The sequence below is a fragment of the Streptomyces flavofungini genome, from assembly GCF_014650815.1.
GTDB classification, from domain to species: domain Bacteria; phylum Actinomycetota; class Actinomycetes; order Streptomycetales; family Streptomycetaceae; genus Streptomyces; species Streptomyces flavofungini.
Genome location: NZ_BMVR01000018.1, coordinates 92,817 through 106,769 on the forward strand (window position 1 = coordinate 92,817; position 13,953 = coordinate 106,769).

The following is a 13,953-nucleotide window of genomic DNA, read 5'->3' on the forward strand; positions in this document are numbered from 1 at the left end:
CCATGACTGATACTGGGTGAGTTATGGAAATCGTCATCCTTGCTGTAGTCATCGCCGTGGTCGTGGTCGGTGCCATCGGCGGGCTCGTCGTCGGCAGCCGCAAGAAGAAGCAGCTGCCCGCGGCGAAGGCCCCCTCCGCGACGCCCACCCCCACCGCCCCTCCGGCCGAACCGCACGTCGGCGACGAGGCCGAGACGCCGCGCGACGAAGCGCGCCGCACGATCGAGGAGGTGGACCTGCCGGGCGCCGACGCCCCGGCGTCCGCACCCGTCGCGACCGAGGAGCCCGCGGCCCCGCCGGCCCCCGAGATCGAGACCCCCGAGCCCACCGCGGGCCGCCTGGTGCGCCTGCGCACGCGCCTCTCGCGCTCGCAGAACGCACTCGGCAAGGGCCTGCTCACGCTCCTCTCGCGCGAGCACCTGGACGAGGACACCTGGGAGGAGATCGAGGACACCCTCCTGACCGCCGACGTCGGCGTCGCCCCCACCCAGGAGCTGGTCGAGCGGCTGCGCGAGCGCGTGCGGGTGCTCGGCACGCGCACCCCCGAGGACCTGCGGGCCCTGCTCCGCGAGGAACTCCTCACCCTGCTCGGCACGGACCTCGACCGCGCCGTGAAGACCGAGTCCGGCCTGGAGACCCCGGCCATCGTGATGGTCGTCGGCGTCAACGGCACCGGCAAGACCACCACCACCGGCAAGCTCGCCCGGGTCCTGGTCGCCGACGGCCGCTCCGTCGTCCTCGGCGCCGCCGACACCTTCCGCGCCGCCGCCGCCGACCAGCTGCAGACCTGGGGCGAGCGCGTCGGCGCCCGCACGGTCCGCGGGCCCGAGGGCGGCGACCCGGCGTCGATCGCCTTCGACGCGGTCAAGGAGGGCATCGCCGAGGGCGCCGACGTCGTCCTCATCGACACCGCGGGCCGCCTGCACACCAAGACCGGCCTGATGGACGAGCTGGGCAAGGTCAAGCGCGTCGTCGAGAAGCACGCCCCGCTGGACGAGGTCCTGCTCGTCCTCGACGCCACCACCGGTCAGAACGGCCTGGTGCAGGCCCGCGTCTTCGCCGAGGTCGTCGACATCACCGGCATCGTCCTCACCAAGCTCGACGGCACCGCCAAGGGCGGCATCGTGGTCGCGGTCCAGCGCGAGCTGGGGGTGCCCGTCAAGCTCATCGGCCTCGGCGAGGGGGCGGACGACCTGGCGCCCTTCGAGCCGGAGGCGTTCGTCGACGCGCTGATCGGGGACTGAGCCGGGGCGTCGTGGTGCGCGTGTGCGGGGCGCGTGCGCGTGTGCCGCGCCGGTGCTTCGTGTCTGCGGCGCCGGTACGTGGCGCTCGTTCAGCGAAGAAGTGCCTCACTGCCCGGGTGCGTCCGGGAGCGGCGAAGAAGTGCCTCACTGCCCGGGTGCGTCCGGGAGCGGCGAAGAAGTGCCCCACCCCCGGGTGCAGCCGGGAGCGGGGCACTTCGTCATGTGGTCGCCGTGCGCGGGCGCGCGATCCCCGCGTGGGGCGCGCGTTACGCGGGCGACCGGTGGGCCACGTATGCCAGCGTGCCGAGCAGGAGCCGGGCGTGCGGCGGGCCCGTGACGGACTCGGGGTCGGGGGAGCGCAGCCAGCGGACCGGGCCGAGGCCCGCGCGGTCGGAGGGCGGGGCGGTGATGTGCGCGCCGGGGCCCAGGCCGTGCAGGTCGAGCCCGGCGTCGTCCCAGCCCATGCGGTAGAGCAACTGGGGGAGTTCGGCGGCGGCGCCGGGGGCCACGAAGAAGTGCGTGCGGCCGTCCGGCGTGGCCGTCACCGGGCCGAGCGGCAGGCCCATCCGTTCCAGGCGCACCAGCGCGCGGCGCCCCGCGGCCTCGGCCACCTCGAGCACGTCGAAGGCGCGGCCGACGGGCAGCATCACCGCGGCGCCGGGGAACTGCGACCAGGCCTCGGTCACCTCGTCGAGGGTGGCGCCGGCCGCGACCTCCGGGGCGAAGTCCAGCGGGTGGGCGCCGGGGGCGGCGCAGTCGGCCCGGCCGCAGGAGCAGCGGCCGTCCTGGGCGCGCGCGCCGGGCACCACGGCCCAGCCCCACAGGCCCGTGTACTCGGCGACGGCTGTGCACTCCTCGGCGGCCGAACGGCAGCGCCGCCGGGACGCGGAGCGCGGCTCCTTCGTCTCCTTGGCCGCACGCGGCTCTTTGGTGGCGCGGGTCTCTTTGGTGGCGCGTGACTCCTTGGCCGCGCGCGGCACCCGCGCCCTCGCGCCGGTCTCGCCCGGCGCACCCGAAGCGCGCGACTCACCGGACGCGCTCGTCGCGCGCGTCTCACCCGCTGCGCGCGCCTCGCCCGTCGCGCCTGCTGCTCCTGCTTCTTGAGTCCCCCGGACGTCCTTCGTCCCCCGGACACCGAACCGGGGCTCTTTGGTCCCCCGGATGCCGCCGATCGTGAAGCCCATGCCCCCTCCAACGGGTCGAGTGTGCGGTGGTTACGTGCGTGACGGTGACGTACCGGATTCGGATCGTGACTTGCCGCGCCTGGATGCGTTGTGCACGTCTCAAGCCGACTCTCGCCGACGTTCGTCGCGTTCCGCCGTCAACTGGTGCCCGCGCTCGGAGGCATTACAGGTGGTGCACTCCGTCGCCCGCGCCCCTGCGTGCTTCGCTCCGCCCACTTTTGGTTGTCCCGTGTCAAGTGAATCGTGTGCGGCGGGCAGGGAGTTCATTCGAAGGGGTGGCGAATGGTGGCGTTTCCGCGTTCGCCCTCGCCGGAGCGGTGATCGTAGGATTACTTTCGGTACATGGCTCGGGAACTTGCGCACTCGTGGGTATGCCGGAGGCAAGTCGGTTCCCCGTTCGAAGGGTGACATTCTCCGGACGGACCGCCGCAACAGGCGGCATTCTGTTAGGGCTTGACGTGGACCTCGGACAAGTGGCTTGAGGGATGGGGGCGTTCCAGTGGGCGGCAATGGCGGTAGCGGTGCGAACGCTGAGAAGCGCCCCAACGAGATGCTCGGTTCCTGGTTCGTGCGCAGCGGCTGGTCGAAGGGCGAGCTGGCGCGCCAAGTGAACCGCAGAGCACGCCAGTTGGGCGCGCACCACATCTCCACGGACACCTCACGCGTGCGCCGCTGGCTGGACGGCGAGAACCCGCGCGAGCCCATCCCGCGCATCCTCTCCGAGCTGTTCTCCGAGCGCTTCGGCTGCGTCGTCGCCGTCGAGGACCTGGGCCTGCGCGCCGCCCACCAGGCCCCGTCCGTGTCCGGCATCGACCTGCCCTGGACCGGCCCCCAGACCGTCGCGCTGATCAGCGAGTTCAGCCGCAGCGACCTGATGCTGGCGCGGCGCGGCTTCCTCGGCACCTCGCTCGCCCTGTCCGCCGGACCCGCCCTGATCGAGCCCATGCAGCGCTGGCTCGTGCCCGGACCCTCCGCCCCGGTGGTCGCGCCCGAGCCGCAGCAGCTCACCCCGCGCCGCCCCGGCCGCCTCTCCCGCCCCGAGCTGGACCTGCTTGAGTCCACCACGGTGATGTTCCGCCAGTGGGACGCCCAGTGCGGCGGCGGCCTGCGCCGCAAAGCCGTCGTCGGCCAGCTCCACGAAGTGACCGACCTGCTCCAGGAGCCCCAGCCCGAGGACACCGCCAGGCGCCTCTTCAAGGTCGCCGGTGAACTGGCCGAACTGGCGGGCTGGATGAGCTACGACGTAGGCCTGCAGCCCACCGCCCAGAAGTACTTCGTGCTCGCCCTGCACGCCGCCAAGGAAGCCGGCGAGAAGTCCCTCGGGTCGTACATCCTCTCCAGCATGAGCCGCCAGATGATCCACCTCGGCCGGCCCGACGACGCCCTCGAACTGATCCACCTCGCGCAGTACGGCAGCCGCGACTGCGCCAGCCCCCGCACCCAGTCGATGCTGTATGCGATGGAGGCCCGCGCCTACGCCGGGATGGGCCAGCCGGGCCGCTGCAAACGGGCGGTCCGGATGGCCGAGGACACCTTCAGCGACGCGGACGACTGGAACGATCCCGAGCCCGACTGGATCCGCTTCTTCTCCGAGGCGGAGCTGAACGGTGAGAACGCCCACTCCTTCCGCGACCTGGCCTACGTGGCCGGACGCAGCCCCACGTACGCCTCGCTGGCCGAGCCCGTCATGGCGCGCGCCGTCGAACTCTTCGGCAGCGACCCAGAGCACCAGCGGTCGTACGCACTGAACCTGATCGGCATGGCCACCGTCCACCTGCTCCAGAAGGAGCCCGAGCAGAGCGCGGTGCTCGCGGGCGAGGCCCTGGGCATCGCCAAGAAGGTGCGCTCCGAGCGGGTCAACACCCGGCTGCGCAAGACCGTCGACAACGCCCTGCGGGACTTCGGGGACGTGCCGGACGTGGTCCGGCTCACCGACCAGCTAGCCGTGGACATGCCGGAAACCGCGGAGGCCGTCTGACATGCCCGCGCACCCGGCCGCCTGACCGGCGCGCCCCGCACACTCCGGCCGCGGCCGGCCCATCCCGACAGCCCGACTCGGCTCCCCCATGCCAGGTCATCCGGATAGGCCGCCGCGGCCGGTCTCGTGAGGGTAGGACCGCCCCGCTCCGCGCGCCCCGCTGTTCATCCATGCGTAACACGCACGACCTCTTCGTCACTGGCGCGAAACATCGAGCGGCACTGACCGAAACCGCGCTGCGCCAACCTCATGCGGCATAACCGGCCCACCGTCCTCGCACCGCAGAGGGTGAAGCCCGCACGGGCCGTATCCGACGACGAGGAGACGCCGATGCCCCCAGGCATCACGCTTGCCGCAGACGCCCCGCAGCTGTCTGCCGCCAACACCGGGTTCATGCTGATCTGTTCCGCCCTGGTGATGCTCATGACGCCGGGTCTCGCCTTCTTCTACGGAGGCATGGTCCGCGTCAAGAGCACCCTGAACATGCTGATGATGAGCTTCATCAGCCTCGGGATCGTCACCATCCTCTGGGTGCTCTACGGCTTCTCCGTCGCCTTCGGCACCGACCACGGCAGCCTCTTCGGCTGGAACGGCGACTACGTAGGCCTCGGTGGTATCGGCCTCAACGAACTGTGGGACGGGTACACCATCCCGGTCTACGTCTTCGCCGTGTTCCAGCTGATGTTCGCCGTCATCACGCCCGCCCTGATCAGCGGCGCGCTCGCGGACCGCGTGAAGTTCACCGCGTGGGCGCTGTTCGTGGCCCTGTGGGCGACGATCGTGTACTTCCCGGTCGCGCACTGGGTGTGGGGCACCGGCGGCTGGGCCTTCGAGCTCGGCGTCATCGACTTCGCCGGCGGCACGGCCGTGCACATCAACGCCGGTGCCGCCGCCCTCGGCGTGATCCTGGTCATCGGCAAGCGCGTCGGCTTCAAGAAGGACCCGATGCGCCCGCACAGCCTGCCCCTGGTCATGCTCGGCGCCGGTCTCCTCTGGTTCGGCTGGTTCGGCTTCAACGCCGGATCCTGGCTCGGCAACGACGACGGCGTCGGCGCGCTGATGTTCATCAACACGCAGATCGCCACCGCCGCCGCCATGCTCGCCTGGCTCGCCTACGAGAAGATCCGCCACGGCGCCTTCACCACCCTCGGCGCCGCCTCCGGCGCGGTCGCGGGCCTCGTCGCCATCACCCCGTCCGGCGGCTCCTGCTCGCCGCTCGGCGCGATCGCCATCGGCGCCATCGCCGGTCTGCTGTGCGCCCTGGCCGTCGGCCTGAAGTTCAAGTTCGGCTACGACGACTCCCTCGACGTGGTCGGCGTCCACCTGGTCGGCGGCGTCGCCGGTTCGCTCCTCGTCGGCCTCTTCGCCACGGGTGGCGGGCAGTCCGAGGCGCAGGGCCTCTTCTACGGTGGTGGCCTGGAGCAGCTGGGCAAGCAGGCCGCCGGTGTCGGAGCCGTCTTCGGCTACTCCCTCGTCGCCTCCGCCGTCCTCGCCTTCCTGATCGACAAGACGATCGGGATGCGGGTCGACGAGGACGAGGAGGTTGGCGGCATCGACCAGGTCCAGCACGCCGAGACCGCGTACGACTTCAGCGGCGCGGGCGGCGGCTCCGCACCGCGCACCGCGACCGCCGTGCCGGGCCCGGTCCAGGGGGCCGGCCAGTCGGCGGCCCAGAAGAACAAGAAGGTGGACGCATGAAGCTCATCACCGCGGTCGTCAAGCCGCACCGCCTCGACGAGATCAAGGAGGCCCTGCAGGCCTTCGGGGTCCAGGGCCTGACCGTCACCGAGGCCAGCGGCTACGGACGGCAGCGCGGCCACACCGAGGTCTACCGCGGCGCCGAGTACACCGTCGACCTCGTACCGAAGATCCGCATCGAGGTGCTCGTCGAGGACGAGGACGCCGAACAGCTCGTCGAGGTCGTCGTCAAGGCGGCCCGCACCGGCAAGATCGGCGACGGCAAGGTGTGGAGCGTCCCCGTCGACACGGCGGTCCGGGTGCGGACCGGCGAGCGCGGGCCCGACGCGCTGTGACGAGCGTGCTGTGACGCGCGTGCGGTACGTGGCGTACGCGCTGTAGTCCCACAGAGAACAGGAGCCGCTGGGTGACGAGCGTGGAAGTACCGACGGAATCAGCAGACTCGGAAAACTCCGGACCCAGCGGCTACGCGGCGGCCCGGCTGCGCCTCCTGCAGGAGGAGGCGCGGTCCGGGCCGCCGCGCCGTTCCGCGCTCGCCGAGCTCACCGACGACTGGCTGAACGGGCTCTTCGGCGCGGGCGTCGCCGACGCCGGACCCGGCGAGCTGCGCGGCGTCGCCCTGATCGCCGTCGGCGGCTACGGCCGCGGCGAACTGTCCCCCCGCAGCGACCTCGACCTGCTGCTCCTCCACGACGGCGGCGCCGACCCGGGCGCGCTCGCCGCGCTCGCCGACCGCATCTGGTACCCCGTCTGGGACCTCGGCCTCGCCCTCGACCACTCCGTCCGCACCCCCGGCGAGGCCCGCAAGACCGCCGCCGACGACCTGAAGGTCCACCTCGGCCTGCTCGACGCCCGCCACCTCGCCGGTGATCTGGGGCTCACCACCGGGCTGCGCAGCGCCGTACTCGCCGACTGGCGCAACCAGGCGCCCAAACGGCTCCCGGAGCTGCGCGAGCTGTGCGAGGAACGCGCCGCGCGCCACGGCGAGCTGAGCCACCTCCTCGAACCCGACCTCAAGGAGGCCCGCGGTGGACTCCGCGACGCCACCGCGCTGCGCGCCGTCGCCGCCTCCTGGCTCGCCGACGCACCCCGCGAGGGCCTCGCCGAGGCCCGCCGCGCCCTGCTCGACGTACGCGACGCCCTGCACCTGACGACCGGCCGCGCCACCGACCGGCTCGCCCTCCAGGAACAGGACCAGGTCGCCGCCGAACTCGGCCTGCTCGACGCCGACACGCTGCTGCGGCAGGTCTATGAGGCCGCGCGCACCGTCGCCTACGCCAGCGACGTGACCTGGCGCGAGGTCGGGCGCGTACTGCGCTCCCGGAAGGCCCGGCCGCGGCTGCGGGGCCTGCTGGGCGGCGGCAAGACGGCCGTGGCCGAGCGGTCGCCGCTGGCCGAGGGCGTCGTCGAGCAGGAGGGCGAGGTCGTCCTCGCGCGCGCCGCCCGGCCCGAACGGGATCCCGTGCTTCCGCTGCGCGCCGCCGCTGCCGCCGCGCAGGCGGGCCTGCCGCTCTCCCTGCACGCCGTACGCCGGATCGCGGCCGCCGCCCGGCCGCTGCCGACCCCGTGGCCCGCCGAGGCCCGCGAGCAACTCGTGACGCTGCTCGGCGCCGGGCGGCCGACCGTCCAGGTGTGGGAGGCCCTTGAGGCCGAGGGCCTGATCACGCGGCTGCTGCCCGACTGGGAGCGGGTCTGGTGCCGCCCCCAGCGCAACGCCGTCCACACCTGGACCGTCGACCGGCACCTCGTCGAGACGGCCGTGCGCGCCGCCGACCTCACCCGCCGCGTAGGCCGGCCCGACCTGCTGCTCGTCGCCGCCCTGCTGCACGACATCGGCAAGGGCTGGCCCGGCGACCACTCCGTCGCCGGGGAGATCATCGCCCGCGACGTGGCCGCCCGGATCGGCTTCGACCGCGCCGACGTCGCCGTACTCGCCTGTCTCGTACGCCACCACCTCCTCCTCATCGAGACCGCCACCCGGCGCGACCTCGACGACCCCGCGACCGTGCAGTCCGTCGCCGAGGCCGTCGGCTCGCCCGGCACCCTGGAGCTGCTGCACGCCCTCACGGAGGCGGACGCCCTCGCCACCGGACCCGCGGCCTGGTCGTCGTGGCGCGGATCGCTGGTCGCGGACCTGGTCAAACGGGTCGCGGCGGTGCTCGCCGGGGACGAGGTCGAGGACCCGTACGCGACGGGCGAGAGCACGCCCGCCTCGGCCGAGGAGGAACGGCTCGCGGTGGAGGCAGTGCGGACGGGCGCGCCGGTGGTGGCTCTGCGGGCGGAGGCCGGCGGGGGAGCCTCGGGGGACTCGGGAGACTCGGGGGCTTCGGAGGCGGGCGGTGGGTCCGGTTCCGCTTCGGGCGCGCGGTCCGACGCGGGGCCTGGCGGGTCCGAGGGTGCCGCGGGGGCGCGGTCCGAGCCGCTGGGCGTGGAGCTGCTGATCGCCGTGCCCGAGCAGGGCGGGGTGCTGCCCGCCGTCGCCGGGGTGCTCGCCATGCACCGCCTGACGGTGCGCACCGCGGAGCTGCGGGCGGTCGGGCTGCCCGCGGAGATGCCCGGCTCGGCGCTGATGCTGCAGTGGCGGGTGGCCGCCGAGTACGGCTCGATGCCCCAGGCCGCGCGGCTGCGGGCCGACCTGGTGCGGGCGCTCGACGGGTCCCTGGACATCGCGGCCCGGCTCGCCGAGCGGGATGCCGCCTACCCGCGGCGGCGCGGCACGGTGGCGCCGCCGCCCCGGGTCACGGTGGCGTCGGCGGGATCGCGGCGGGCGACAGTGATCGAGGTGCGGGCGCAGGACGCCCCGGGGTTGCTGCACCGGATCGGGCGGGCGTTGGAGGCGACCGAGGTGCGGGTGCGCTCCGCGCATGTGTCGACGTTGGGGGCGAACGCGGTGGACGCGTTCTATGTGACGGGGCCGGACGGGGCGCCGTTGCCGGGGGAGCGGGCGGCGGGAGTGGCTCGGGGGGTGGAGGAGGCGTTGCGGGGATAAGGGGTGCGGGTGTCCGCGGAGGGCGCCGTCGTCCAGGGTGCGCGGGTGCCGTCGAACCGGGCGTGCGCGCACCCTCATACCGGCCCCGTGGGCCCCGGCCGAGGCCAGGTGGGGACGGAGGGCACCCGCCCCGGCGAGAGACAGATACCCTGGAGGGCGACCCGCCCGCCCCCGATCCCGAGGATTCGCGACCGCCGTGTTCGACACTCTTTCCGATCGCCTCGCAGCGACATTCAAGAACCTCCGCGGCAAAGGCAGGCTCTCCGAGGCGGACATCGACGCCACGGCGCGCGAGATCCGTATCGCCCTGCTGGAAGCGGACGTCGCTCTGCCGGTGGTCCGTGCCTTCATCAAGCAGGTCAAGGAGCGGGCGACCGGCGTCGAGGTCTCCGCGGCGCTCAACCCCGCCCAGCAGGTCATCAAGATCGTCAACGAGGAGCTCATCGGCATCCTCGGCGGCGAGACGCGGCGCCTGCGCTTCGCCAAGCAGCCGCCCACCGTCATCATGCTCGCGGGCCTCCAGGGCGCCGGTAAGACCACGCTGGCCGGAAAGCTCGGCCGCTGGCTGAAGGCCCAGGGACACTCCCCGTTGCTCGTGGCCTGCGACCTCCAGCGTCCCAACGCCGTGAACCAGCTCTCGGTGGTCGCCGAGCGCGCGGGCGTCGGGGTCTACGCCCCGCAGCCGGGCAACGGCGTCGGCGACCCGGTGCAGGTCGCCAAGGACTCGATCGAGTTCGCGCGTACGAAGCAGTACGACGTGGTCGTCGTCGACACCGCCGGACGCCTCGGCATCGACCAGGAGCTGATGCAGCAGGCCGCGGACATCCGCGACGCCGTCAGCCCGGACGAGGTCCTGTTCGTCGTCGACGCGATGATCGGTCAGGACGCCGTGAACACGGCGGAGGCCTTCCGCGACGGCGTCGGCTTCGACGGCGTCGTGCTCTCGAAGCTCGACGGCGACGCCCGCGGTGGTGCCGCGCTGTCCATCGCGCACGTCACCGGCCGCCAGATCATGTTCGCCTCCAACGGCGAGAAGCTGGACGACTTCGACGCGTTCCACCCGGACCGGATGGCGTCCCGCATCCTCGGCATGGGCGACATGCTCACGCTCATCGAGAAGGCCGAGCAGACCTTCTCGCAGCAAGAGGCCGAGAAGATGGCCTCCAAGCTGGCGAGCAGCAAGGGCGGCAAGGACTTCACGCTCGACGACTTCCTGGCTCAGATGGAGCAGGTCAGGAAGATGGGCAGCATCAGCAAGCTGCTCGGGATGCTGCCGGGCATGGGGCAGATCAAGGACCAGATCAACAACCTCGACGAGCGCGACGTCGACCGCACCGCGGCCATCATCAAGTCGATGACCCCGGCGGAGCGGCAGGAGCCGACGCTCATCAACGGCTCGCGGCGGGCCCGTATCGCCAAGGGTTCCGGTGTCGAGGTCAGCGCCGTGAAGAACCTGGTCGAGCGGTTCTTCGAGGCCCGCAAGATGATGTCCCGCATGGCGCAGGGCGGCGGCATGCCGGGGATGCCCGGGATGCCGGGCATGGGCGGTGGCCCGGGTCGGCAGAAGAAGAAGCAGAAGCAGGCCAAGGGCAAGCAGCGCTCCGGCAACCCGATGAAGCGCAAGCAGCAGGAGGACGAGGCGGCCGCACGGCGCGCCGCGGCCGAGGAGGCCGCCGCGGGAGGCGCGTTCGGGCTTCCGGGCGCGGCTCCGGGCGGCAAGGACTTCGAGCTGCCGGACGAGTTCAAGAAGTTCATGGGCTGAGCGAGGTCTGTTCGGTACGTCGTCCGGGGCGCCCCGTCATGTGAGGGGGCGCCCTTGGCGTATCCGGGGGCGCGTGCTCGGGCGGGCGCGGAGCGGGTGCCGGTGCCCTTTTCCTGTCGTAGCGTCCGGATATGAGCAACCCCGTGCCGCCGCGCCAGAAGCCCGAGCAGCCCTGGCGCTCCGAGGGCGCTCCGGAGCCCGCGCCCACGCCGCCGCCCAAACGGCGGCTGCCCGGTGGCTGGGGCGGGCTGATCCTCACCGCCCTGATCGTCTATCTCATCGCCAACCTCGTCCTCTCCTTCTTCAACGACGGCGACGAGCCGACGATCTCGTACACGGAGTTCAACAAGCAGGTCGACTCCGGGAACGTCTCGAAGATCTACTCCAAGGGCGACGCGATCCAGGGGCAGCTCAAGAAGGAGCAGAAGGACCCGGATGGGGGTGACGAGTACACCAAGTTCAAGACGCAGCGGCCCGAGTTCGCCGACGACAAGCTGTGGAGCGATCTGACGAAGAACAAGGTCACGGTCACCGCCGAGCCGGTCGTGCAGCAGCGCAGCTTCCTGTCCAACCTGCTGATCTCGCTGGCCCCGATGCTGCTGCTCGTGGTGCTGTGGATCTTCATCGCGCGGCGGATGGCGTCCGGGATGGGCGGCGCGGGCGGCATGCTCGGGCGCAAGCAGCCGCCGAAGCCGGTCGAGCTGGAGCCGGGCAAGCAGCGGACCACGTTCGAGGACGTCGCGGGCATCGACGAGGTCGAGGGCGAGCTGAACGACGTCGTCGACTTCCTGAAGAACCCCGACGCCTACCGGAGGATGGGCGCGCGGATGCCCGGCGGTGTGCTGCTCGCCGGGCCGCCCGGGACCGGCAAGACCCTGCTGGCGCGGGCCGTCGCCGGTGAGGCGGGGGTGCCGTTCTTCTCGGCCTCCGCGTCGGAGTTCATCGAGATGATCGTGGGGGTGGGGGCCTCTCGGGTACGTGAGCTGTTCGCCGAGGCCCGCAAGGTCGCGCCGGCCATCATCTTCATCGACGAGATCGACACCATCGGGCGGGCCCGCGGCGGCGGCAGCGGCATGGGCGGGCACGACGAGCGCGAGCAGACGCTGAACCAGATCCTCACCGAGATGGATGGTTTCTCCGGCTCCGAGGGCGTCATCGTCATCGCGGCCACCAACCGCGCGGACATCCTCGACCCGGCCCTGACCCGTCCCGGCCGCTTCGACCGGGTGGTCAACGTGTCGCCGCCCGACCGCGGCGGCCGCGAGGCCATCCTCGGGATCCACACCCGGGCCATCCCCCTCGCCGACGACGTGGACCTGACCCAGATCGCCCGCACGACCCCCGGTATGACCGGCGCGGACCTGGCCAACCTCGCGAACGAGGCGGCCTTGCTCGCCGTGAAGCGCAAGCAGGAGCTGGTCACGCAGTCCGACCTCTCCGAAGCCCTGGAGAAGGTGCAACTGGGCGCCGAGCGGCCGCTGGTGATGCCCGACGAGGAGCGCCGCCGCACCGCGTACCACGAGAGCGGCCACGCCCTCCTCGGCATGCTGCGACCCGGCGCCGACCCCGTCCGCAAGATCACCATCGTGCCGCGCGGACGCGCCCTCGGCGTCACCCTGTCGACCCCGGACGCCGACAAGTACGCGTACACGGAGGAGTATCTGCGCGGCCGCATCATCGGTGCCCTCGGCGGCATGGCAGCCGAACACGTCGTCTACGGAGTCATCACGACCGGCGCCGAGAACGACCTGGAACAGGTCACCAACATCGCCCGCGGCATGGTCGCCCGCTGGGGCATGAGCGAGCGCGTGGGCCGCCTCTCGGCCCTCCCGAGCGACGCCCAGCAGGCCTACGGCCTGGCCGCCGCCCCCGGCACCCTCGACACCATCGACAACGAGATGCGCCGCATCGTCGACGAGTGCTACGAGGACGCCTGCCGCCAACTCCGCGACCACCGCCCCCAACTGGACGCCCTGGCCGCGTCCCTCCTGGAAAACGAAACCCTGGAGGAGGCCGACGCCTACAGGGTGGCCGGCATCACGCGCCTCACCAAGGAATCGTGAGGCGCCCACGGGGCCCGCAGGCAGGATGGGGTGCGGGGTCTACGTAGAGGGCGATTTTGGTGGGCGCGGTCTACGTAGGTGGGTATGCCTCAGAGGGAGGAACGTTTCCGTGCCTCCGTTCTACGGAGTGCGTGCGATCAAGTAGCGGAATACGTTCGGCATCCACACCGTGCCGTCGTGGCGCTGATGCGGATGCAGTGCCTCGGTCAGTTCCTTGTCGACCTGGACCTGGTCCGTCGCACCGACCGCCGCGTCGAACAGGCCTGTGGACAGCAGGCCGCGGACGGCGCTGTCCATGTCCGCGTAGCCGAAGGGGCATGCCACGCGGCCCGAGCCGTCCGGTTTGAGGCCCGCGCGGTGCGCGACCTCCTCCAGGTCGTCCCGGCGCGCCGGGCGCCAACTGTGCGCGCTGCGCAGCGGATCGGCGAGCTTCGTGGCCACCCGGAGCACGGAGGACGTGGTGCAGCGCTCGGGGGGACCCCACCCGGCCAGGACCACGGCCGCGCGGTGCTCGGCGAGCGGGGACGCCGCCTCCAGGAGCGCCGACAGGCCCTCGGAGTCGCCGGCCACACAGCCGATCGGCTGGAACGCGGTCACCAGGGTGTACGGCGGGATGTCCGGGGACACGGCGTCTTCGGGGGAGCCCTGCACGAGCCGGGTGCCGGCCCGTGGGCGTGCGCCCGCGGACGCGTCCGGCGCGAGGCGTTCGCGGGCGAGCGCCAGGCGTTCGGGCGCCGCCGGTTCCACGCCGGTCACCGAGGCGCCCCGCGAGGCCGCCATCAGCAGGGCTAGCCCGGAGCCGCAGCCCAGGTCGAGAAGGCGGGTGCCACGGCCCACTTCGAGTCGTTCGTACACCGCTTCATAGAGCGGGACCAGCATCCTCTCCTGGATCTCCGCCCAGTCACGCGCGCGTGCGCACCGGTCCGCACGTGGGGTCGCACCCGCGCGCGGGCGGTGAGAGTGCACGAGCGTAGGTGTCATCGAAAGCGCCCCAATCCGCCGAGAGTTGTCGTGCCGATTTCAACGGTTCGTCCG

General features: G+C 72.3%; 9 protein-coding genes. 7 read left to right on the plus strand and 2 right to left on the minus strand.

Annotation, left to right across the window (positions count from 1 at the left end):
- The first annotated feature begins 23 nt into the window (after positions 1–23).
- A complete protein-coding gene (gene ftsY / locus IE274_RS34490; RefSeq protein ID WP_190119879.1) occupies positions 24–1,244 on the plus strand; it encodes a signal recognition particle-docking protein FtsY in 1,221 nt (406 codons plus the stop codon).
- Positions 1,245–1,510: 266 nt separating this feature from the next.
- On the opposite strand, the gene IE274_RS34495 is transcribed toward ftsY, so the two are convergent.
- Positions 1,511–2,224 (minus strand): bifunctional DNA primase/polymerase, encoded by a 714-nt coding sequence (locus IE274_RS34495; protein ID WP_190119943.1) that lies wholly within the window; start codon positions 2,222–2,224, stop codon positions 1,511–1,513.
- A gap of 703 nt (positions 2,225–2,927) precedes the next feature.
- Here IE274_RS34495 and nsdA point away from each other — a divergent pair.
- The 6 genes from nsdA to ftsH all read left to right on the plus strand — a co-directional run bounded on the left by nsdA (position 2,928) and on the right by ftsH (position 12,918).
- Positions 2,928–4,406: a transcriptional repressor NsdA gene (gene nsdA / locus IE274_RS34500; protein WP_190119880.1), complete on the plus strand. Its 1,479-nt coding sequence runs from the start codon at positions 2,928–2,930 to the stop codon at positions 4,404–4,406.
- A 330-nt stretch (positions 4,407–4,736) separates the two neighbouring features.
- Positions 4,737–6,104 (plus strand): ammonium transporter, encoded by a 1,368-nt coding sequence (locus IE274_RS34505; protein ID WP_190119881.1) that lies wholly within the window; start codon positions 4,737–4,739, stop codon positions 6,102–6,104.
- Complete coding sequence (locus IE274_RS34510) at positions 6,101–6,439, plus strand: P-II family nitrogen regulator (protein WP_030361971.1); 339 nt, start codon at positions 6,101–6,103, stop codon at positions 6,437–6,439. Before IE274_RS34505 ends, IE274_RS34510 begins: the two co-directional genes overlap by 4 nt.
- 71 nt (positions 6,440–6,510) lie before the next feature.
- Entirely contained in the window at positions 6,511–9,093 is a 2,583-nt protein-coding gene (locus IE274_RS34515; protein ID WP_190119882.1) for a [protein-PII] uridylyltransferase, read from the plus strand.
- Positions 9,094–9,289: 196 nt separating this feature from the next.
- Positions 9,290–10,855, plus strand: a complete 1,566-nt coding sequence (ffh, locus tag IE274_RS34520) for a signal recognition particle protein (protein ID WP_190119883.1) — start codon at positions 9,290–9,292, stop codon at positions 10,853–10,855.
- Positions 10,856–10,986: 131 nt separating this feature from the next.
- Entirely contained in the window at positions 10,987–12,918 is a 1,932-nt protein-coding gene (gene ftsH / locus IE274_RS34525; RefSeq protein WP_190119884.1) for an ATP-dependent zinc metalloprotease FtsH, read from the plus strand.
- A gap of 120 nt (positions 12,919–13,038) precedes the next feature.
- Here ftsH and IE274_RS34530 read toward each other — a convergent pair whose 3' ends face one another.
- Positions 13,039–13,899 carry a class I SAM-dependent methyltransferase gene (locus IE274_RS34530; RefSeq protein ID WP_190119885.1) on the minus strand — a complete coding sequence of 287 codons (861 nt, stop codon included), beginning with the start codon at positions 13,897–13,899 and terminating at the stop codon, positions 13,039–13,041.
- Between the last annotated feature and the right edge of the window lie 54 nt (positions 13,900–13,953).

What these genes read in the sequence shown, in the direction of transcription:
- ftsY (WP_190119879.1), top strand. Translation starts at nt 24, where the DNA reads ATGGAAATCGTCATCCTTGCTGTAGTCATCGCCGTGGTCGTGGTCGGT.
- IE274_RS34505 (WP_190119881.1), top strand. Translation starts at nt 4,737, where the DNA reads ATGCCCCCAGGCATCACGCTTGCCGCAGACGCCCCGCAGCTGTCTGCC.
- IE274_RS34510 (WP_030361971.1), top strand. Translation starts at nt 6,101, where the DNA reads ATGAAGCTCATCACCGCGGTCGTCAAGCCGCACCGCCTCGACGAGATC.
- ftsH (WP_190119884.1), top strand. Translation starts at nt 10,987, where the DNA reads ATGAGCAACCCCGTGCCGCCGCGCCAGAAGCCCGAGCAGCCCTGGCGC.
- IE274_RS34530 (WP_190119885.1), bottom strand. Translation starts at nt 13,899, where the DNA reads ATGACACCTACGCTCGTGCACTCTCACCGCCCGCGCGCGGGTGCGACC.